At 60.7% G+C, this 21,072-nt stretch carries 11 protein-coding genes and 2 pseudogenes; 7 read left to right on the forward strand and 6 right to left on the reverse strand.

Going from position 1 to position 21,072, the window contains the following annotated elements:
• Nucleotides 1-281: 281 nt before the first annotated feature.
• The 3 genes and pseudogenes from ACZA91_RS10805 to ACZA91_RS10815 all read left to right on the forward strand — a co-directional run.
• A pseudogene (locus ACZA91_RS10805) lies at nt 282-1,370 on the forward strand (beta-ketoacyl [acyl carrier protein] synthase domain-containing protein); the annotation flags it as partial.
• Between the two features lie 36 nt (nt 1,371-1,406).
• Nucleotides 1,407-10,937, forward strand: a pseudogene (locus ACZA91_RS10810) (SDR family NAD(P)-dependent oxidoreductase); the annotation flags it as partial.
• Between the two features lie 202 nt (nt 10,938-11,139).
• Nucleotides 11,140-11,982 carry an FkbM family methyltransferase gene (locus ACZA91_RS10815; protein ID WP_463182325.1) on the forward strand — a complete coding sequence of 281 codons (843 nt, stop codon included), beginning with the start codon at nt 11,140-11,142 and terminating at the stop codon, nt 11,980-11,982.
• Here ACZA91_RS10815 and cbiE read toward each other — a convergent pair.
• The 4 genes from cbiE to ACZA91_RS10835 form a co-directional block, all read right to left on the reverse strand.
• Nucleotides 11,969-13,294 (reverse strand): precorrin-6y C5,15-methyltransferase (decarboxylating) subunit CbiE, encoded by a 1,326-nt coding sequence (cbiE, locus tag ACZA91_RS10820; RefSeq protein WP_463182326.1) that lies wholly within the window; start codon nt 13,292-13,294, stop codon nt 11,969-11,971. The genes ACZA91_RS10815 and cbiE overlap by 14 nt on opposite strands.
• 57 nt (nt 13,295-13,351) lie before the next feature.
• Nucleotides 13,352-14,272, reverse strand: coding sequence for an SWIM zinc finger family protein (locus tag ACZA91_RS10825; protein WP_463182327.1), 921 nt, complete (start codon nt 14,270-14,272; stop codon nt 13,352-13,354).
• 131 nt (nt 14,273-14,403) lie between these two features.
• On the reverse strand, nt 14,404-15,612 hold the full coding sequence (locus ACZA91_RS10830) for an RNA-guided endonuclease InsQ/TnpB family protein (protein ID WP_463182328.1): 1,209 nt from the start codon (nt 15,610-15,612) through the stop codon (nt 14,404-14,406).
• Nucleotides 15,613-15,683: 71 nt separating this feature from the next.
• Nucleotides 15,684-16,475 carry a Uma2 family endonuclease gene (locus tag ACZA91_RS10835; protein ID WP_463182329.1) on the reverse strand — a complete coding sequence of 264 codons (792 nt, stop codon included), beginning with the start codon at nt 16,473-16,475 and terminating at the stop codon, nt 15,684-15,686.
• A 107-nt stretch (nt 16,476-16,582) separates the two neighbouring features.
• On the opposite strand from ACZA91_RS10835, the gene ACZA91_RS10840 reads away from it, so the two are divergent.
• The 4 genes from ACZA91_RS10840 to ACZA91_RS10855 all read left to right on the forward strand — a co-directional run bounded on the left by ACZA91_RS10840 (nt 16,583) and on the right by ACZA91_RS10855 (nt 18,916).
• Nucleotides 16,583-17,308 carry a TrmH family RNA methyltransferase gene (locus ACZA91_RS10840; protein WP_463182330.1) on the forward strand — a complete coding sequence of 242 codons (726 nt, stop codon included), beginning with the start codon at nt 16,583-16,585 and terminating at the stop codon, nt 17,306-17,308.
• Between the two features lie 134 nt (nt 17,309-17,442).
• Nucleotides 17,443-17,619, forward strand: a complete 177-nt coding sequence (locus ACZA91_RS10845; RefSeq protein ID WP_099534142.1) for a DUF3285 domain-containing protein — start codon at nt 17,443-17,445, stop codon at nt 17,617-17,619.
• Between the two features lie 26 nt (nt 17,620-17,645).
• A complete protein-coding gene (gene ybeY / locus ACZA91_RS10850; RefSeq protein WP_463182331.1) occupies nt 17,646-18,281 on the forward strand; it encodes an rRNA maturation RNase YbeY in 636 nt (211 codons plus the stop codon).
• Between the two features lie 89 nt (nt 18,282-18,370).
• The gene (locus ACZA91_RS10855; RefSeq protein WP_463182332.1) at nt 18,371-18,916 is read left to right on the forward strand and encodes a diacylglycerol kinase family protein; all 546 of its coding nucleotides are present in this window, start codon (nt 18,371-18,373) and stop codon (nt 18,914-18,916) included.
• Between the two features lie 113 nt (nt 18,917-19,029).
• Here ACZA91_RS10855 and ACZA91_RS10860 read toward each other — a convergent pair whose 3' ends face one another.
• Entirely contained in the window at nt 19,030-19,323 is a 294-nt protein-coding gene (locus ACZA91_RS10860; protein ID WP_099534049.1) for a DUF7734 family protein, read from the reverse strand.
• 154 nt (nt 19,324-19,477) lie between these two features.
• The gene (locus ACZA91_RS10865; RefSeq protein WP_463182333.1) at nt 19,478-20,989 is read right to left on the reverse strand and encodes a site-2 protease family protein; all 1,512 of its coding nucleotides are present in this window, start codon (nt 20,987-20,989) and stop codon (nt 19,478-19,480) included.
• Between the last annotated feature and the right edge of the window lie 83 nt (nt 20,990-21,072).

Below are 21,072 nucleotides of genomic sequence, written 5' to 3' on the forward strand. Positions count from 1 at the left end.
CAGGGTTGCCGCCCGCACCGGTTCCAGTACCGGTTCCATCACCACTGACATCTGCGCCCCGATCGACCACTTCAGCCTCAACTTCAACTTCAACTTCAACCATCTCAGCCTCAACAACATCGCTGACCCCCACCGCACCCGCACCGGAATTGGCGGGTGGTGGCCAGCCGGTTGCGGAGCCGATCGCCCCAGGGCCCACGAGCCGATCGAGCCAGGGCCCTAGTCAAGATCGATCGATGGCCCCGACGAACCTGGCTGTGGATGATGGGGCGATCGCCATTGTGGGGTTAGCGGGTCGTTACCCAGGCAGTCCGGACTTGGCGGCCTTTTGGGAAACCCTGATCACCGGGCGCGATGCGATTAGTGAACCGCCGCCCGGTCGTGAATTTGAGTCGCCCGAATTTGAATTAACCGGGCATCCCACGGCGCGGCGGGCGGGCTGGTTAGGGGTGATCGATACCTTTGACCCACGCTTTTTTGGCATTTCGCCCGTGGAAGCGGCCGGGATTGATCCCCAAGAGCGGTTGTTTATGGAAGTGGCCTGGGCCGCGCTGGAAGACGCGGGCTTAACCCCCAGTACCCTGGTGCGATCGCCCGATCCGGCCGCCCAGCGAGCCGTTGGGGTGTTTGCGGGGGTGATGTATGGCGAATATCAGCTCCTGGCTGCCGAGGCTGCGCTGCAAGGCGATTTTGTGCTGACCGGTGCTTCCCCGTCCTCGATCGCCAATCGCTTTTCCTACTTTTGCAATTTCCAAGGCCCCAGCTTGGCCGTGGATACGGCTTGCTCTTCCTCCCTGGTGGCCATTCATCTGGCGGTGCAAAGTCTGCGGCGGGGAGAATGCCGGGCGGCCTTGGCCGGTGGGGTGAATCTGATTTTGCATCCTCGGCATCTGCTGGCCCTGCATCGGCTGAAGATGTTGGCGAACGATGGGGTTTGCCGTCCCTTTGGGGCCGGAGCATCGGGCATGGTTCCCGGCGAAGGGGTGGGCGTGGTGGTGCTCAAACCCCTGGCCGACGCAGAGCGGGATGGCGATCGAATTTGGGGAGTCATTCGCGGTTCGGCGGTCAACAGTGGCGGCAAGGTGTCGGGCTACACCGTACCTAACCCCACGGCCCAGGCGGCGGTGATTCGATCGGCGCTTCAGGATGCAATGGTGGATCCGCACAGCTTGTCCTACATCGAAGCCCACGGCACGGGCACGACCTTGGGAGACCCGATCGAGGTGGCGGGGCTAACCGAAGCCCTCGGGACCCATGACCAGCCCTACTGTGCGATCGGGTCGTTGAAGGCCAACATTGGCCACCTGGAGGCGGCGGCGGGCATTGCGGGACTCACCAAGGTGCTGCTCCAGATGCGCCATGGCCAGTTGGCTCCCTCGTTGTATGCCACCGATCCGAATCCCCATATTGCCTTTGACCAAGCCCCGGTGCGGGTGCAAACCCAGGCCACGCCTTGGCAAGCTTGGCCCGGCCTGCCTCGGCGGGCGGGTATCAGCTCCTTTGGGGCCGGTGGGGTGAATGCGCACCTGATTGTGGAGGAATATCGATCGGAATCGGGGCGATCGGGATCGAATCCCGACCCGGCCAGGGCCCAAACCCTGTGGGATCGCCCAGGGATCGATCGCAACGGATCGAGTGCGGGAGACTTGCATTACGGGGAAACTGAACGCAACGGCTTCGATCGCCCTGCCTTGAATCCAGTGGTGGCGGCCCCGGTCACTGCGGATGGGCTGAGGGTGTCAGAGCCGGAATACGTGGTGCCAGTTTCGGCCCTCGATCGGGAACGACTCGCAGCTTGGGTGCGCCAACTGCGATCGGTGCTGATTCAAGCTCAAAACTCCCCCCAGCCAGACTCCACCCCCAACCCAGCCCCAGGACTCTTCGCAACGGAAGCCCCGATCGATTGGGTGGCGCTGGTTTGGACGCTGCAAACCGGGCGCGTTGCCCTGCCCTATCGCTTGGCCGTGGTGGCCAAAAATCTCAATGACCTGTTGAGCCAATGGGAAGCCTTTTTGGCCGACGGGCCGATCGCCCAAGGATCGGTGGGGCGTTGCGGGCCAGACGATCGAGTGATTCGCACCTGGCCCGATTCCCCCCTTGCCCTGGCCACCGCCTGGGTTCAAGGGGCCGAGGTGGATTGGGAAGCCCTGTGGCTGGGGCCCAAACCCCGCCGCGTCACCCTGCCGCCCTATCCGTTTGAGTTGCGCCGCTGTTGGTTTCCCCGGCCGGCCCAACCCCTGACCGCTTCGCTCAACACCGGCCGAGCGGAGCCGCTCCCGGCGAGTTCCCCAGCCCGTTCTGCCGATTCACCCTCGGCAAAAAAGCCGCCCTCGTCCCAGGGAGCGGTAGGGGTTTTGATTCCCGATTGGCGGGCGATCGCCCCGGAAACCGCTCCAGGAACTGTGGCCGCTCCCGTGGTTGGTGAAGTGCTCCTCTGGATTGGCCCCGAAGCCGAGGGAGCGGCCATGGCCGCTGCGGTGCAGGCCCATCCCGATTGCTGCCGGTTCCAGCGGGTGATTCAGGTGCTCCCGGGCCTGGCCTTTGAACCGCTACCGGGCGATCGCTACCGATTGAACAGCTCGCGGGAATCGGACTTTGGCGAACTGCTGGCTCACTTGGCCCATCAAGGCCTCGCGCCCACCCATGTGTTGATCCGGGGGGTGGCAACGGCGGCCCCGGGTGATGCGCCCCCGCAGGCGATCCGCCAGGGCCTGACCCAAACGCTCTATCCCCTGTTCTACGGATGCCGGGCCCTGTTGCGATCGTCCGAAACCATCCCTAGTCCGGTGTCCTGGATTTATTTGGGAGATGACCCGGCCGCTCCCTGGACTTCGGCGGCGGCGGCCTTCTGTGCCGCCGTGGGCCAGGAAAGCACCCGATTGCGGCCGGCGGTGCTGTCGGGGGTGACGGAGCTGAACCATCCTTCCCGAGACCTGCTGCGGGCGATCGCTCTGCTGTGGCAGCGTCCAGAACTGAACCATCTTCAGTTTCAAGCAACGGGATCTCAGGTGCGCACCTGGCAGTTGTTGGATCCCGCGATCGCGCCAGGGAACCCGTCCCCGTCCGGCCTCTGGCAAGGGGGCGGTTGCTATATCCTCACTGGCGGTTTGGGGGCCATTGGCCAACAGTTGGTGGAAGACGCGATCGGTTCGGCTCCGGTGTCGTTGGTGCTGGTGGGTCGATCGCCCCTAGACGATCGCAAAACCGCGCGCCTGGAAGCCTGGCGGGCCCAAGGGGCCCAAATCACCTACGTGGCGGCCGATGTGGGCGACTGGGACGGGGCGATCGCTGTGGTCAACGCTGCTCGCCAAACGGGCCGGCCCCTGCGCGGCGTGATCCATGCCGCCGGCCTGATTGAAGATGCGCTTCTGATCCACAAAGACCGGCCCACCTTCGGGCGAGTCTTGCGGCCCAAGGTGCAAGGAACCGTTTATCTCGATTACCTCACGCGCCAGGATCCGCTGGACTTTTTCCTGTGCCTGTCTTCCCTCAGTGCCCTGATGGGGGCCCCGGGCCAGGGCGATTATGCCGCCGCCAATGCGTTCTTGGATGCTTGGATTCAGCAACGGGAAACCCAGCGGCAACGGCAACAGCGATCGGGCGTGAGTCGCACCCTCAATCTGCCCTTCTGGCAAGGGGGCGGCATGGCCTTGACAGAGGTTTCCCAGGCTTGGATGGCGGACATGGCGGGACTGCAACCCCTAACCCCCGCTCAGGGACTGGAACTGATCCATTGGGCCATCCGCCAACCCCATCCCCAAGTGGCGATCGCCCCGGGGGAGCCGGAAAAATTCCAAGCGTTTCTTCAGGGCCGCTTCCAAAGCAGCTCCCCAGCCCCCTCCGCAACACCCGTTCAGGCAGCTCGGCCCCTGGTCGCCAATCCGATGCCTGCGGCTCCCCAGGCTGCTCAGGCTGCGGCTCCGGATACCCTGCCCATTGTGCGATCAATCATTTCTGACCTGCTGGGTTTGCGGCCCGAAGAAATTGACCCCCAAGCCCGACTGGGAGAATTGGGGTTTGATTCGCTGCAATTGGCGCGCCTGGGTGAAGCCATTCAAAAGCAGCCCTCAGACCGGGCTTTCAATTCAGCCCTGCTGTTTGAAAATCCCACCGTGGCCGCCCTGACCCCGTATTTGCGATCGAACCAAGCGGCGGAACCCCCAGAACCCGCACCCCAACCGACACCGGAACCAACCGATTCCCTGGTGTCCCCCTTGGGGCTGGTGGAGGTTCCTGGGAAGCAATCCCCCGGGGCGGAAATCTCGGTGGTGGAACCAACCTGCGCCCCACCCCTGCCCGATCGCCCGGGAGATTTAGCCCAAACCCCCCGATCGCGCCGCTTCAATCCCCAGGAACCGATCGCCATCATTGGCATGGCCGGACGCTTCCCCGGAGCCAACACCCTGGAGGACTTTTGGGACAACCTGGCGGCGGGCGCAGATTGCATTACCGAAGTGCCCGCCAGCCGCTGGAATCCTGACCAATACGCTAGCCAATGCGTCTGCCGTTGGGGCGGATTCCTGGATGGGGTTGATCAATTCGATCCCCTGTTTTTCCGGATTTCCCCCCGAGAAGCGGTCTCCATGGATCCCCAAGAGCGGCTGTTTCTGCAAACCGCCTGGCACACCCTTGAAAATGCGGGCTACACCCCCGATCGCCTGCGTCAGGCGGCCGATGGTTCCCCGCGTCGGGTGGGCGTTTTTGTGGGCATCACCTGGGGCAGTTATCAGTTGCTCTCGGCCCAGGAATGGTTGCGCAGTAACCAAATTCTCGGATCCTCCTCCTATTGGTCCGTGGCCAACCGGGTGTCCTGGTTTTTGGATTGCAAGGGCCCCAGCTTGGCGGTGGATACGGCCTGCTCTTCGTCCTTGGCGGCCATTCACTTGGCTGTCCAGTCCTTGCGGCGGGGTGAATGTGCCGTGGCGATCGCTGGTGGGGTGAATCTGCTGTTACATCCTTCCAAATACATTGCCCTGAGCGGTTTGGGCTTCCTGGCGGCCGATGGTCGCTGCCATAGCTTTGGCCAGGGGGCCAATGGGTTTGTGCCCGGTGAAGGGGTGGGGGCAGTGTTGCTGAAGCCCCTGTCGTTGGCGGAGGCCGACGGCGATCGAATTGAGGCGGTGATTCTCGGTAGCGCCATCAATCAAGATGGCCTGACCACGGGCTACACGGTTCCCAATCCCGAGGCCCAAGCGGAACTGATTGAGCTGGCCCTACAGGATGCGGGCATTTCTCCGGCCACCTTGAGCTATTTGGAAGCCCATGGCACGGGAACGACCGTGGGGGATCCTTTGGAATTGCGGGGCCTAGACAAGGCCTTTCGCCGCTACACGGATCAATCGCACTTCTGTGCGTTGGGATCGGTGAAGTCCAACATTGGTCATTTGGAAGCCGCTGCGGGGGTGGCGGGGGTGATCAAAGTGGCGTTGCAGATGCGTCACCAAACCCTCGTGCCCACGCTCCATTGCACACCGCCTAACCCAGTCCTGGACTTCAGCCACAGTCCCTTTGTGTTGCAAACGGCGCGATCGCCCTGGGTGGGTGAGCGTCGGGCCGGCATCAGTTCCTTTGGGGCGGGGGGCACGAATGTGCATGTGATTTTGGCCAGCTATGAGCCAACCCCTGCCACCGTGGCTCCTGCCTCGGGCGATCGGCCCCAGGTTCCCTTGCTGTTGCCCCTGTCGGCCCGTCATCCTGCCGCCTTGGAACGGCAAGTGCGGAACCTGGCTCAGTATCTGGAAACCCATGGCGCAACGCTGGCCTTGGCGGATGTGGCGGCCACGCTTCACCGGGGCCGTGTGCCCATGGAGTGCCGGGCGGCGGTCATGGCCGATTCGGTGCCAGCGGCAATCCAAGCCCTGAAACGATGGTCGATCGGTGCGCTTGCTAATGCCCTTCCCGCCGCGGCCCAAGCTTGGTTGGCCGGCGGCCCGCTGCCCCCTTGGGAGGGATCGGGGAATCCTGTGCCCCTGCCGGGTTATTCCTTTGAGCCGGAACGGCACTGGCTGGCCCTGCCAGCGGAGCCAACTCCCGCGCCCTTGACCCCACCGCCCCACCGGTTCTATCCCATTTGGCGATCGGCCCCCCTGGAGCGTTGTGCCTCGGCGGCGGCGGTGCTGTTCTTTGCGCCCAATCCAGAGGTGTTGCAAGCGGTGCGCGATCGCCTGGCTCCCCGGGTGGTGATTGGGGTGTTGCCAGGGTCAGGGCCCTTTGAGCCGTTGGCTGCCGACCCCTTGCCCATGGATTTTCGGATCGATCCCCATGCGGCCGAGCACTATACCCGGCTGTTGGCGGCCTGTCCGCCCGTGCAATGCCTGATCCAAGCCTGGGATCTCACGGAGTTGGCTGCGGATTCCCGATCGAACCGGGATTTACAGCAAACGCCTTTGCACCGCATGTTCTTGCTCAGTCAAGCCCTGCTGCAAACCCAATCTGAACCCTTGGATATTCACTATGTGTTTTCCGGGGCGGGGGGCGATGTGCCGGGCCGTGTGGCGGTGGGTGGCTTCCGGCGATCGCTCACGGCCGCCTGTGCTCGACTGCGGTTGCGCACCATTCGCGTGGAAGCGGCGGCCAGGGATTGGGCTGGGATTCTGACCGATGAGGTGCAGACCCCCTGGATGGATGCGGACATTCTCTATCGTCTGGGGAAACGCTACGGCGAAGACTGGGTGGCCTGGGAGGCTGCCGCTACGCCTGCGGTGACCTTGCGCCCTCGCAGCGTCATTTTGGTGACCGGCGGGGCCGGGGCCCTGGGATCTCAGGTGGCGCTGTATTTAGCCAGACACCATCAAGCGCGATTGGTGCTGACCGGGCGATCGCCCCTCTCTCCGGCGATCGAGGCGCAGTTGGCCGCCATTCGTCGGGCCGGTGGTGAAGCACGCTACTACGCGGTGGATCTCACGGATCTGATCAGCATGGAAGTGATGGTGGCCCATGTGACCACGGAATGGGGGGCGATCGAGGGCTTGGTTCACTGTGCGGGTCTTCAGGGGCAGGCGGCCTTGGGATCCCTCAGTTGGCCGGAGTTTGCGGCGGCGTTGCGTCCCAAAATCCTGGGCACTCAGGTGCTCCAAACCGTTCTGGATTGGTCGTCACTCTCGTTGCGGATTCTGTTTTCATCCCTGGCGGCGGTGGCGGGGGACTTGGGCAGTTGTAACTATGCCTGCGCCAATCGCTATCTTGATGCGATCGCGGAGGCCAACGGCGGCGTGGCGATCGCTTGGCCCCTGTGGGCCGAAGGTGGCATGACCCTCGATCCCCAGTCCCAAGATCTCTATCTCGCGGCCACGGGGCTGCGGCTCCTGCAAACATCCGCTGCCCTGCAAGTCTTGGCAGGGTTATTGGCCTCGGAACATACCCGGGTGGTGATTTGCGATGGGGAGCCGCCCGCCCTGGAACGGTTGTTGCGTCCTTGGTTGCCCGGGGTGGTTCCGGCGGCGACCACGCCACCCCCGATCGCGGCAACGATCGCCGAGCAGAAGACCCCGGCGATCGCCCCACCCACGGCTGCTCGGGTCACCCATGATTTAACCAACCCATTAACCACCGAGCCATTAACCCAAGAATTGGCCGAGATGGCGGGAGCTGTTTTGGCGATCGCTCCCCACAAACTCCAGCCCCAGACTCCCTTCAGTGAATACGGGTTTGATTCGATGCTGCTGCGGGAATTTGCCACGCGCATTAACCGGCGCTACGCGATCGATCTGAGTCCTTCCCTCTTCTTCCGGGTGGGAACCTTGGCTACCTTGGCTGAACATCTGCAAACAGACTATGCCAGCGCGATCGCGGCGGTTTTGGTTCCCCCCGAGGTTGATGGGGCGGCGCTGAGTGATGAAAATGCCGTGGTCGCCACGCCCCCAGCGCCCGCCGGGCCCGTCACGTCGGCCTTGCCCGATCAAGACTCCGGCGTGGCCATCATTGGCATCAGCGGCCTGTTTCCCGGTTCTCCCAGCTTGCAGGACTTTTGGCAAAACCTGGCAGCAGGCAAGGATCTGATTGTGGAAACCCCGCCGGAGCGTTGGGATTGGCGGGACTGCGCTGCCCAACTGACCGGGACCGGCCGGGAAGAGGCTGCCCGCTGGGGTGGGTTTCTGACGGAGGTGGCCACCTTCGACCCGCTATTCTTTGGGATTTCTCCTCGGGAAGCGGAGCAGATGGATCCCCAACATCGGCTGTTTTTGCAGCAGGCCTGGCACGCCTTGGAAGATGCGGGCATTCGGCCCTCTTCCTTGGCTGGCAGCCGTACCGCCGTGTTTGTGGGGGTGCAGATGAATGAATATGTGGAGCGGTTTGGCCCCGATGCGGGCCCCCAAGTGGCCACGGGTAACGCCCACGCCATGATTGCCAACCGGCTGTCCTACCTGCTGGATCTGCGCGGCCCCAGCGAAATTATTGACACCGCTTGCTCTAGCTCCCTGGTGGCTGTGCATCGGGCGGTGCAGGCCATCCGCTCCGGCGAGGCCCCCTTGGCGATCGCGGGGGGTGTGCATTTGCTGCTGTCTCCCACCGCCGTGATGATGGCGGCGCGGATGGGGGTTTTGTCGCCGGAGGGACGCTGCTACACCTTTGATGCGCGGGCCAATGGCTATGTGAAGGGCGAAGGCGTGGGCGTGGTCTGCCTCAAATCGTTAGCCCAAGCTCGGGCCGATCGCGATCATATCTACGGCGTAATTCGGGCTTCTGGGGTGAACCATGGTGGCCATGGCATGTCCCTGACGGCTCCGAACCCTCAGGCCCAGGCTGACTTGATCGCCCAGGTGTATCAGCAAGCGGCGGTGGATCCGGCTTCCATTACCTTGATTGAAACCCACGGCACGGGGACGGCCCTGGGAGACCCGATCGAGGTGGATGCCCTTACGGAGGCCTTTGGTCGGCTGACGGGCCCAACCACGATCGAGGGAGCCGATCGACCAGTTCCCCGCCGTTGGTTGGGATCGGTCAAAACCAATATTGGTCACCTGGAACCGGCTTCCGGCATTGCGGGGCTGCTGAAGGTGGTGCTGGCGATGCAACACCGCCAAATTCCGCCCACGCTCCACCAACAATCCCTGAATCCGTTGCTGCATCTGGAGCGCGGCGGGTTCCAAATCCCGATCGCCCCGCAGCCCTGGGAACCGGCGATCGACCCCTCCGGGCAAGCGGTGTTGCGGGCTGGGGTCAGTAGCTTTGGCTTTGGTGGTGCCAATTGCCATCTGTTGCTAGAGCGCGTCTTGGATTCGGCGGCCACCCCCGCGCCGGCCCTGGCCGAGCCGCAGCCGGAAGTGATTCCCCTGTCTGCCAAAACACCCCAAGCCCTCCGGACTGCGGTGATGGCCCTGCGCGATGCCTTGCAAACCGAAGGCGAGCGCTATGCTTTGGCCGATGTTGCCCATACGCTGCAAACCGGCCGGGAGGCCTTGGCCCAGCGGGTGGCCTTTGTGGCCCCCGATTACCCGACCCTGTTTGAGCAGATGCAAACCTGGCTGGCACAGGGGCAATGGCCGATCGGGGAGCTGATTGAAACATCGCCCCTCGCGCAATTGGCCCAAGCCTGGCAAGCCGCTCAGGCGGAACTCAGCGCGATCGCCCAGGCCAGCGATCGCCCCATTCCTCCCCAAAAAGTCTCCCTACCCGGCTATCCCTTTAGCCAAACCCGCCATTGGATTCCCCGATCGCCCAGTGCGGTTGCGGCAACGGGGGCTGAAGCGGTTTCGGAGGCAGTTTCGGAGGTGGTCTCGGCAGCGGTTTCCACGGCGGTGTCCGCTGGCCTGGTGACCCCCGCCGGTTTGGCCACTCCCGCTCCCACTGCCATGGCCACCCTTCGATCGCTCCTCAGCCAGACCCTGGGCCTGGATCCGGTGTTGCTCACCGAAGACACCGATCTGAGCACCGTGGGGGTCGATTCTTTGGTGCAAGCGGATTTGCGGCGATCCCTTGAGCGGCTATGGGGGCGATCGTTGCCCGCCAATCTGTTCTTGGCGCACCCCACCTTGGCGCAACTGCAAGTGGCCCTTGGCTCCCCACCTGCGCCGGTCGCGCCCGTCGGAGCCAGCCCCCTGATGGTGTTCCACGACCAAGGTTCCCAGCCCGCTTCCTTCTGGATCCACGGTGCGCCGGGAGATACCAACTGGCTCCAGTCCCTCAGCCAATCCCTGGGGCCAGATTTCCCCCTGATGGGCATTGAAGCCAATGAATCCGTGCCCCAAGAGAGCATCACGGCGATGGCCGCACATTACCTGTCGCTGATTGAAACCTTTCACCCCGCGATCGACTATCGCTTGGGGGGATACTCATTCGGTGGAACGGTAGCCGTGGAAATGTGTCGCCTGCTGGAGCAGCGGGGCCAGTCCGTCACCGATCTGATCCTGCTGGATACCTATGCGCCCGACTCCGAAGACTTGCGATCGATCAAGGAGCACCCCGCGATCGTCGATCCGGCCTTTGCTCCCCTGTTGATCACCAACCTGCTGGTTCACCGCTGGCGTGGTTCTCGCCCCCTGAGTCTCGACGATTTCCAAACCGTCGCCCCAGCGGACTATGCGAGCCTGATGACCGATCACCTGGCGGCCTGTTCGCCCCTGCGCCCAGAGCAACTGCGGCGACTCTTGGATAAAAATCTGCGGTTGGCCGCTCGGCACGATCGCCTCCTCAGCGCCTATCACCCCGAACCCTTTGCCTGTCGGGCGCGGGTCACCCTGTTCCGCAGCACCTTGGGCTTCACGGCGGCCGACAATCCCCTCGCCCTACCGGCCATTCAGGTAGACCTGGCCGACTCCCCCGCCATCTGGCAAACCCTGCTCCAAACCCCCATCACCACCCACGACATTGCGAGCGATCACTTCGGGTTGCTCGCGGGCGCGGCTGGCCAATCGGTGGCTAATCAGCTCAAGACCCTGCTCGGCCACCGCCCGATCGCCACGGGTTTTGCGGAAACCGCGCTGCCAAAATCCAGCTAAAACACCAATCCTTCACCATTAATTCTCCAACGCCACCCCTGAAAAACAAACCCAAATGCTCGTCATCCGTGAAGCCGAAAATTGTTGTACTGAAGCCTAAATCTGAAGCCTAAATCTGAATCTGGATTTTGAACTTTCAATCTTGAATTTTGAATTCTAAATTCAGATCATGAATTGTCAATAACCCGTTGATCAACTAGCCATGACAGCAGTGATGAAAATCGCGACGGCCACCCTGCCAAATCAGGTGCATTTGCAATGTCCGAATGCGGCAGAAGCCCTGGCAATTTATGAAGATTGCCAATGGTATTTCAAGCATGGAATTAAGCTGGAACCGGGCGCAACGGTCGTGGATGTTGGTGCGCATGTGGGCATTTTTACGAGCATGGCTGCTGAACTTTGCCAGCGCAAAATGACTGCCTATGTGTTTGAACCCATTCCACAGCTCGCCTCATTGCTGACACAAAATATGGCTCAGTTGGAGCCGGTTGATGTGCAGATTTATAACTGCGCTTTGGGAAGTGAAACGGGAACGGCGGAGTTTGCTTTTCATCCCGAAACGCCCATGCTGTCCAGTGCTTTTCCCGATGAAACCGATCAGGAATATGTGGACTTTCGGGAAACCCTGATTCGCAATTCCAGTGGCCCCGATGTGCCGGAGCGATTGCAGGCGCTCAGCAAAATTCCTCGGTTTCTGCGGGGCTTTTTGCTAGACCAAACCCTGAAGAAGCATTTTCGTCATGAGCGCTTAAGCTGTCCTGTCTATCGCCTCGATCAAATTCCTTCAATGCAGTCCATTCCTAGGATTGACCTCCTCAAAATTAATGCGGAAAAGTCAGAGGAAATGATTTTTCAGGGGTTGGAGCAACTTTGGAGCGTGATTCAACAGGTTGTGGTGGAGGTGCATGATTTGGACGGGCGACTAGACCGACTGCGCAACCACCTCACCTCCCAGGGGTTTGCGCAGGTTGATTGTGACCAGATGGATATCCTGAAAGGATCTCAGGTTTATTTGCTTTACGCGACTCGATCTAGCGCGGCGTAATGGTGGCCAAGATCACCGGATTGAGGGGCGACCAGCGACAGAGCGGCCCGATCGGGACGGCTTGGGCGAGGCTGACCTGAAGCCAGCGCACTTGCCAACCGGTTTGGTGCGACACCCAATCGAGGAGGGTGGCTTGGTTGTCGAGGGTGGCCAGGGCCACCACCATGCGCCCGTTAACGGCCATGCGGGGAGCACACCAGTCGAGGATTGAGCCAAGGCGGCCGTCGCTGCCACCAATGAAGACTCGATCGGGGGCGGGCAGGGGCCGCAGGGCTTCCGGGGCTTTGCCTTTGATGGCGGTGAGGTTGCTGGTTTGGAACCGTTCAATGTTGCGCTCAATGAGGCTGATGCCGGCGGGGGTTTGTTCGATCGCGTAGATGCGGGAGTTGGGGCAAAGCCGCGCCATTTCGATCGATACGGAACCGGTTCCCGCGCCGATGTCCCAAACGGTTTGGTTCGGTTGCAGGGCCAATTCCGCCAAAATTTGCACCCGCACTTCTCGCTTGGTCATCAGTCCGGGGCGATCGGGAAAGCTGCAAAAGTCGCCGTCGGCAATGCCCAAGAGGGGTAGGGCGGCGCGATCGATCCCCTCGGCATTGGGGATTCGCTCCAAAATCACCACGTTGAGGTTGGCAAACAGTTCGCCGCTAATTTCCGTGAGGGCCGCTTCGTCCAAAACCCATGATTGGGTGCGTTCTTCGGGTGCTCCCAGATTTTCACAAACCCAAAGCCGATAGCGCACGGGCAGCCGCAAACTCAGCACCAATCGGGCGATCGCCCCTGGATGACTGACCCCATCGGTCAAAACCGCCAGTTTTTCCACCCCCTGGCGCAACAGGCGCACGGCCCCATCGAGCGATCGGCCATGGGCACTGAACATGACTGCATCTTGCCAAGGGAGCTTGACCCGGGCAAATGCGAGCTGCACGGAACTGGGGTGGGGGGTGAAGTCCAGCCAGTGGGCGGGCAGTTTTTCCAACAGAAACCGACCAATCCCGAAAAAAAGCGGATCGCCGGAAGCCAAAACCACCACCAACCGAGGCTCCGATTCCGTTGCTTGGGTGATCATGTGGGCCCGAATGACGGCCACCACATCATCCAAATCCCCCAGCACAACGGTTTCGGCGGTGGCTTGGGGAAACAGGGCCAATTGCCGGGTGCTGCCCACCAGCAAGGTGGCTTCCGCAATGAGCGATCGGGCCTGTTCACTCAGACCGGCGGCCCCGTCCAAGCCAATGCCCACCACCTGCACGGGCGCGGGCGGCCCGATCGGGCGTTCACCGCGCACCGAACCATTCAGGGGGGTGGTCATGGCATTGCCTCCAGGACGATAAGAACCAGCACGAGGACAGATGGCGAGGGTGGAGGGTCAGGACAGGGCCGCCACGGTGGCCGCCTGGCCTGCCGTTCGATAGACATCTTCCAGGTATTGGGTCACCACTTTTTGGGTCGATCGATTGTCCGTGGTGCCGTCCGTTGGTAAGGGCAAGGGCCCCAAGAGGCTGAGGGGGGTGTCACCATCGGCCGGCGGCGTAATCACCACTAGGGATGGTTCCAAGGGTTGGTCATAGTCCCAAAACTGCTGGAGGTTCACGGGGACGGTGGCCGGGGCGATCGGAGTTTGTGGGTCGATCGGCTCCAGGGCGATCGGCTCACTGGCGACGACGGGTTCCGGCAGTTCCGCCACCAGGCGCGATCGCACCTCCCGCAATGCTTTGAGCAACTGTTGCTGAGTGCGGCCCCGCAGTTGAAACAACACAAAGGGATCATCACTGAACCGATCGCCCAGCAGGTAATAGACCGCGCCGATGTGTTTGCAGGGGTTCGCCTTGTCCGGACAGGTGCATTGGCTGTGAATGTCGCCCAAGGCAAAGGGAAACAGGGACAGGCCGTTGGTGGCAAAGGCCCGCTCGATCGACTGGGGCATTTCACCCGCCAACAGCTTGGCCGCAAAACCCGCCTGTTGGGCCAGGGTTTCCGCCACCGCCGCCCAATCCTCATCGGTGAACGGGTCGATCGACAGGGACACGCGATAGGGTTCCGGTTCCGTGCCCTGAACGCGGGCAATTACCTTGGCATTTTTAAAATCAATACTGAGCACATGGCCTTGGCGAGCATAGTCCCGGGCCCGTTCCAGCCGCTTCTTGAAACGATAGCCATTGAGCAGATCTAGCCAACGCTCGACCCACCATTCTCGGGCGATCGAGGAGTCTGCCTCGGTGGTGAGGGTGGCCGGCGAGGAGCTGAAGTGACGGCCGGCTGAGTCTTGCTCAAAATCCTTCAAGGGCATAGCAAACAAGGGGCAAAGAAGGCTGTCCGATGGTATCACCATCGGCCCATAAATCCTTTGAGAATGCCCGTTGATTGATTGCAGGGGGTATTTGACATCCTTCCCGTCCTAAAGGGGCGGGGATTCCGGCCCTAGGCAAACAACCGAAGTTGCTCGACTAGACCACGGGTTGACGCTTCATCGGCTGCTACCAGCGAACTGGATTTGCGCTGGCCTCCACGTCCGTTTTGAGTCTCGGACTGCCCGCCCGCGACTTGGATATTGATGGCGGCATTCACATCGCGATCGTGAATTGCCCCGCATTGCATACAGACCCACTCGCGTACATCAAGGGGTTTCTTGCCGCCCAATTGACCACAAGATGAACAACGCTGGCTAGTCGGTTCCCATCGACTGATCACCTGGAAATCCCGCCCGTAGCGGATCGATTTGCCCTCGATCATTTGGCGGAAGCTGTACCAGCCAGCATCAGAAATTGCCCGCGCCAACTTGCGATTTTTCACCATGCCCGACACATTCAAATCTTCCAAAACTATCGCTTGGTTCTCGCGAACGATCCGGGTCGATAACTTGTGTAGGAAGTCGGTTCGTTGGTCTTTGATGCGGGCGTGAATCCGAGCCACCTTGCGGCGGGCTAGATACCGCCGCTTGCTGCCCTTGACCTTGCGGCTGAGGGATTTTTGAGCACGGCGCAATCGCTTGAGGGATTTGGCTAAAGGCTTGGGACTTCGTACCTTTTCACCCGTGGACAAAGTGGCAAAGGTGGTCAATCCTAAGTCGATGCCAACTCCATTGTTGATAGCCTTCAGAGCGATCGGATCCACTTCACAGACAAACGACGCAAAGTAGCGATCGGCTGCATCCTTGATGATCGTCACTGATGATGGATCGGATGGCAGCTCCCGTGACCACTTGACTCGAACACAGCCGATCTTGGCTAGGTAAACCGAGTTGGGCTTAACCGAAAAACCGTTAGTTGTGAATCGAATGGATTGAGTTGAGTGTTTCTTTTTAAACTTCGGAAACCCAATCTTGCGGCCTTTGCGCTCACCCTTCAAGCTTTTGAAGAAATTACGAAAAGCCAGATGAACATCTTGCAAGGATTGAACTAACGGCACAGATGCAACTTCCGATAGCCATTCACGTTCAACGGTTAGCTTGGCTTGGGTAATCACCCGTTTCTGAATTTCAGTATCGCTAACTTTCTCCCCTTGCTGATAGAGGTCTTGACGCAACCGAATTGCATCGTTGTAGACCACACGAGCGCAACCGAACGTCTTCGCCAGCATTAATCTTTGCAGGCGATTGGGATAAATTCGGTAGCGAAATCGTGCTTTCATAACTAACACTATAAGCGGGGTTGATCGAAAAAGCCGCCCTAGAAGGGCGGGGCTTGTACCCTTTCTTTTGGTCAAAGCTGGTCGGGATCAATTCCTTGGGCCCGAAGCAGGGCCGCCAGGCGATCGGCCCGTTGGCGTTCCTGTTCTGCCCGTTGGCGTTCCTGTTCTGCCCGTTGGCGTTCTTGGCTGGCCAAGTCCACCGCCGCCTGACGCTCCTGGTCGAGTTCCACAAAACTTAAAAATGGCCGGCCGTCGGGTCGAATCAAAGCCAACCGATCAGCGCTCAGGTGGAATTGCACCGCTGTGCGGGGACTGGTCCAGGTTTGCCCAAACTCCACTTCTGCCAGTTGGCTGGTTTCGGGCGATCGCACCCAAACGGTTAACTCATTGCGGCCATAGTCGTAGAGGTAATATTCCTCAACGCCAAAGCGATCATAAAACTGAAATTTCTTGAGCATCTCGCCAAACCGATTGCCCGGCGACAGAATTTCCACCACCACCTGCGGCGCAATTCCCGCTTCTCGCCATTGCAAATAGGAACTGCGCGGCCCCTTGGGCCGCCCAAACACAACCATGGTGTCGGGGGCTTGCCGCTGTTTGGGGTCGCCTTCCACGGGATACCAAAGCAAGTCGCCGGCCACAAACACCTGTGGATCTTGCGCAAACAGCAGTTCTAGGTTGGCTTTGAACTTGGCAATCCAGTCAAAATGCTCAGTGTTCTCGGCCATGGGCTGTCCATCACAGGAAGGGTACTGCTGTTCGATCGCTCGGTGCTCGGCGGGGCTTGGGTTGAGGGCTGGATCTGGACGATCGCCCGGCCGATGAGCGGAGGAAGCCTGGGAAACCTCAGTGCTGATAACCATGCTGATGGCAACCTCTGGGAGATAGGCACAGATTGACTTCATTTTAGCGAGGGGCGAAGCCGGGGGCGATCGCCTTATGATGGGCAGGTTCTGCCGATCGCTTGCCCATGCCCGCTGCTGCCATTGACCTTGACCGTTTGACCCCGACCGATCGCCAGGCTTTGATCGATCATCTCTGCACCTTTGTCACGCCCGATCGCTGGGGGCGCATTCAGTCGGTCGTTGCCCAGCGCACCCGCCAAATCACCGTGGTGCTGGAGGATCTTTATCAACCTCACAACGCCAGCGCTGTGCTGCGCAGTTGCGATGGCTTTGGCATTCAAGATGTGCATGTGATTGAAACGCGCAATCAGTTTGCACCGAACCGGGGGGTGAGCATTGGGGCCGATCGCTGGTTAACCCTGCGGCACTACCGAGAAGCCGCGCCGGCCCCCTCGAACACGGCCCGCTGTTTGCAAGATCTTAAAGCCAAGGGCTATACGCTGGTGGCCACCACGCCCCACGAACGCAGCACTACCATTCAGGCTGTGCCGATCGATCGGCCCTTGGCCATTTTGTTTGGCACAGAGCTGACGGGCCTCACGCCGGAAGCCTTGGAACTGGCGGATCACTACGCGGTGATTCCGATGTTTGGCTTCAGCGAAAGTTTCAACATTTCCGTGAGCGTGGCCCTGTGTCTCTATGACCTAACCACGCGGTTGCGGGCCGATCGCCCCGATTGGGCCTTGGATGCGGCAGCCCAGGCCCAATTGCAACTGGATTGGCTCGTGAAGTCCCTGAAGGCGGGCGATCAATTGGTGATGCAATTTGGGCGCGATCGGGGATGGATTTAGGGGAGGTCGATCGGTCGCGGCCAATCTTGCTCCTGTACCATTGACGATCGAGCGGGGCGGTGACCCCAATGGCCACCCGCAACGCCACTCGATTCAATCCCTTCGCAATCCGCAAGCTTTTCCAGAGTTTTTCCATGGCTCCCGAAACCGAAACGCCCCCCAACCTTTCCCCCTCGGAACCACCGCCCAGCTACGTGAAGTTGGCCATGCGGAACATGGTGCGCAAGGGGGGCAAATCCCTCCAGCACTTTGCCCTCACCACGATCGTCCTGTTGGGGGCGTTGGTGGGTTTGGCTTATCTCACCCGCTAGGATCTGCTCTCCCGAGGCCCAAAACCATGCGCGAATTTGAAATGGAGCTGGCGGAAGTGGACGACGACGCACCGATTTACGTCTGTGTGCAGGATGAGCCAACGGGCTACAGTCCCCTAACCGTGGCGATCGCGGATAGCACTTGGCAAGGTTGGTTTGAAACCTGGTTAGCTCAGCTAGATGCCCGATCGCCCCAGGACATGCCCTACTTGGTGGATCAGGTGGATCAGGCGGGCCAACTGCCGCCGCTGGAACTGAGCTTGCGGTTAACGGGCGATCGGGAAATCCATCAACTGAATTCGGAGTTTCGCCAGGTCGATCGACCCACGGATGTGCTGGCCTTTGCGGCCTTGGAGTGGGAAGCGCCCGAGGTGGATTTTGCCGATCTCGAAGAGGTGGACGATGCAGAATTGGGGGACTGGGCGATCGAACTGGGCGATGTGGTGATTTCCGTGGAAACGGCCCAACGCCAAGCCACCGAAGCGGGCCATGACCTAACCACGGAGTTAGCCTGGCTGGCGGCCCATGGATTCTTGCACCTGTTGGGTTGGGATCACCCCACGGAGCCGGAACTCAACCAAATGCTCGATCGGCAAACGGCCCTGCTCAAAGCGGTTGGATTGACCCCGCAGGTCGATCTCGCCAAGCTATTGGCTGGATAACAATCCATGGGCCAGGTTCCGGGCAAATTCCGCCCCTGGACTGGTTGATGGGTGGCTCGCCGACCGGTTGCTCCTGTTAATTTTTGATCTTGTTGAGACTCCGCCGACTCCTGCTGTCTGTTTTCCGTCGCGCCGCCTTGGATGTTCCGCCGCGTGCCCGCCGGTTTCCCCGTCATCCGTCGTCAGCCTTGATGAACGATTCACAGAAACCCCAAAAACCTTCACCATCCGCCACCCGCCGCGACCAAGCTTGGAAAATTGCCCCCAATCTGCTGATTAGCTTTCGCTATGCCGGTGCGGGGTTGGTGCATACGTTTTTGACCCAACGCAATTTCCGTCTCCATACGGTGGTGGCGGTGGTGGCGATCGGGCTGGGAGTGGGGTTGCAGCGGCCCCCGGTTGAGCTGGCCTTGGTGGGTTTAACGATCGGGCTGGTGTTGGCGCTGGAGTTGTTAAATACGGCGATCGAGTCGGTGGTGGATCTGACCGTGGGCAAGAACTACCACGACTTGGCCAAGGTCGCCAAGGACTGTGCAGCGGCGGCCGTGTTGATGGCGGCGATCGTGGCGGTGTTGGTGGGAGTGGTGTTGTTGGTGCCACCGCTGCTGGTCACCTTGGGCTGGTGGGGAGTCTGAAAACCAGTCTCACTGTCAAAGCGCCACGATCAGACTCTGAATTTCAGACTATGAATCTATTCGGCCCTGGTTAATTTCCAAAACCAGCGGCTAACCGTTGGCTGGCCGAACAACTAGCAATCGGCCGCCGCCAGCAGCGCATCCACATGGTCGATCGAGAGGCCCTGGTCAAGATAGCGCGGCTCCGTGGGCTTGAAAGGGGCCATGGCCCGATCGACCGCTGTAATCGTGGCATCGGGCGGCAAAACCGGCACATCCGGATCAAAAGCCGTGGGGCGCATCAGGGAGCTAGAAAAGCCCTTAAACACCATCACCTGATCCGGCTCGCCATCCACGATCGCATGGACAATCCAAACTTCGGTCGATCGCCCTTGGGTGTAGCGTTCCAGTCGTTGCAACAGGGTCATAGGGGGTCTCCTGTGAATGGATCTTCTGGAGAAGCATTTCAAGAGCGGCAACCCACATCAGCAATCCTCAATCAATGAAGTGCTTGTGAATTGCTCAAACCCATGAAGTCTTGAGATTGCGAAGTCTTGAGATTGGGAAGTCTTGAGATTGGCCCTAGCCGCCAATGCCCAACCGCCCGGCCAGACTGGGGGTGAGGGGCAACAGGGTCGCCACCATCAAAAACAACATCAACAGTCCCAACGCCGCGCGGGCATCGTCCGGCTCCGACAGTTCTTCCAAGGCGGGCCGCTCCAAGTCGCGCACCAAAAAGGCAATCACCAAGGCCCAATAGAGCGCCAACGGCGTGGCCAACGAAGCCAAAGCCAACACCACCACTGTCCCGATCGTGGTGCGGCGGGCGGTTTTGCGGCCGTAGATCGCTTGGACAATGCGGCCCCCATCCAATTGGCCTGCGGGCATGAGGTTAATGGCCGTAATCACCAACCCTAACCACCCGATCGCCACGAGGGGGTGAATATCCACCAAGGAATCCTGGAGCTTGGCCCCCAGCACCAGCTTGGCTAGGGTTCCGACCAAAATGGAGCCTTGGAAAAATTCCGAGGGAATTTGGAAAGGGCTGCCCGGCCCCGACAGCTCCAACCCCACCAACAACAGCAACAGGGACAGGGTTCCACCCGCCACCGGCCCCGCCAAGGCAATATCACAAAGGCTTTGGCGGTTGGGCAGCAAAGATTCAAACCGGTTAAAGGCCCCAAAAGAGCCAATCTGCCAAACGGGAAGGAAGTAGGGCAAGCTGAGTTTGACGTTCAGTTTGCGGGCCAGGATTTGGTGACCCAGTTCATGAACGCCCAAAATTGACAGCAGCCCCAGGGCGATCGGGAGGCTATCCATCACCCGAGCGGGCGTGGAGAACAGGTCAAACCCTTGCAGCAACCCGGCCGACTCCAGACAGGTGGCGATCGTGGCGATCATCAGGGCCACCGCAAACAGCTTTTGCCCCAAGGAAGCGGGTTTGGGATCCGTGCTGCTGGGCAACACCACAAAGGTTGGCCGCTCGTCGGGCCCTTCCACCAAAAACAGCCGGTAGCGATCGCCCAGGCGTTCTGTCAGTTTTTGGCTTAAGTTGGCATGAACTTTCGCCGGTTCCCCGCGTAGGTTGCCCTTCAGGATTGCACCTTCCTGGTAGGGCACGGTTTCGGTGATGAAAAAGGTGTCAATGCCAAAGATGCCTTGAATGGTTTTCAGGTCTTCAGCGGGGATGGGAACCACCTCCGACATTCCGGGCAGGGGCGGCGTGGGCGGTTTGGGGGCGGCGGCCCCTTCGATCGCGGCCGATTCCGCATCGGGGGTGGTTTCCGGATGGGCCAAGGCCGAGAGGTTCGGGGGCGGTAACTCCTTCGCTGCGGCCCGCAATCGGTTGCCCAGGAAGATATACAACCCCGTGGACAGGGCCAACACCAACAAAATGCCCGCCAGGTTGAGATAAACACCGGCCGCAAACAGCGCAAAGAAGGCCAACCAGGGCAACATCAGCGCCACCGATTGCAGCCAAGCCAGAATGCCCAGCTTGCCGAAGGGGCGGGCCCGGTAAAACCCCCAGCCGAGAATGACAAGGGCGGCGAGGGCGATCGCGCTGGTTGCCAAATTTTCGGAGGCAAGGGGCATGGCGGTTTCCGGTCTCAGTTCAGGAATGCAGTACGCCCCATCCTATCGCAGTTGCTTGGCCGGGGCGGATCGGGATTGCCGAA

It is taken from the genome of Limnothrix sp. CMB-01 (genome assembly GCF_055193175.1).

Excerpts from the sequence above, each read along its gene's own strand:
- ACZA91_RS10815 (WP_463182325.1), top strand. The coding sequence starts at position 11,140 with ATGACAGCAGTGATGAAAATCGCGACGGCCACCCTGCCAAATCAGGTG.
- cbiE (WP_463182326.1), bottom strand. The coding sequence starts at position 13,294 with ATGACCACCCCCCTGAATGGTTCGGTGCGCGGTGAACGCCCGATCGGG.
- ACZA91_RS10825 (WP_463182327.1), bottom strand. The coding sequence starts at position 14,272 with ATGCCCTTGAAGGATTTTGAGCAAGACTCAGCCGGCCGTCACTTCAGC.
- ACZA91_RS10830 (WP_463182328.1), bottom strand. The coding sequence starts at position 15,612 with ATGAAAGCACGATTTCGCTACCGAATTTATCCCAATCGCCTGCAAAGA.
- ACZA91_RS10835 (WP_463182329.1), bottom strand. The coding sequence starts at position 16,475 with ATGGTTATCAGCACTGAGGTTTCCCAGGCTTCCTCCGCTCATCGGCCG.
- ACZA91_RS10840 (WP_463182330.1), top strand. The coding sequence starts at position 16,583 with ATGCCCGCTGCTGCCATTGACCTTGACCGTTTGACCCCGACCGATCGC.
- ACZA91_RS10845 (WP_099534142.1), top strand. The coding sequence starts at position 17,443 with ATGGCTCCCGAAACCGAAACGCCCCCCAACCTTTCCCCCTCGGAACCA.
- ybeY (WP_463182331.1), top strand. The coding sequence starts at position 17,646 with ATGCGCGAATTTGAAATGGAGCTGGCGGAAGTGGACGACGACGCACCG.
- ACZA91_RS10860 (WP_099534049.1), bottom strand. The coding sequence starts at position 19,323 with ATGACCCTGTTGCAACGACTGGAACGCTACACCCAAGGGCGATCGACC.
- ACZA91_RS10865 (WP_463182333.1), bottom strand. The coding sequence starts at position 20,989 with ATGCCCCTTGCCTCCGAAAATTTGGCAACCAGCGCGATCGCCCTCGCC.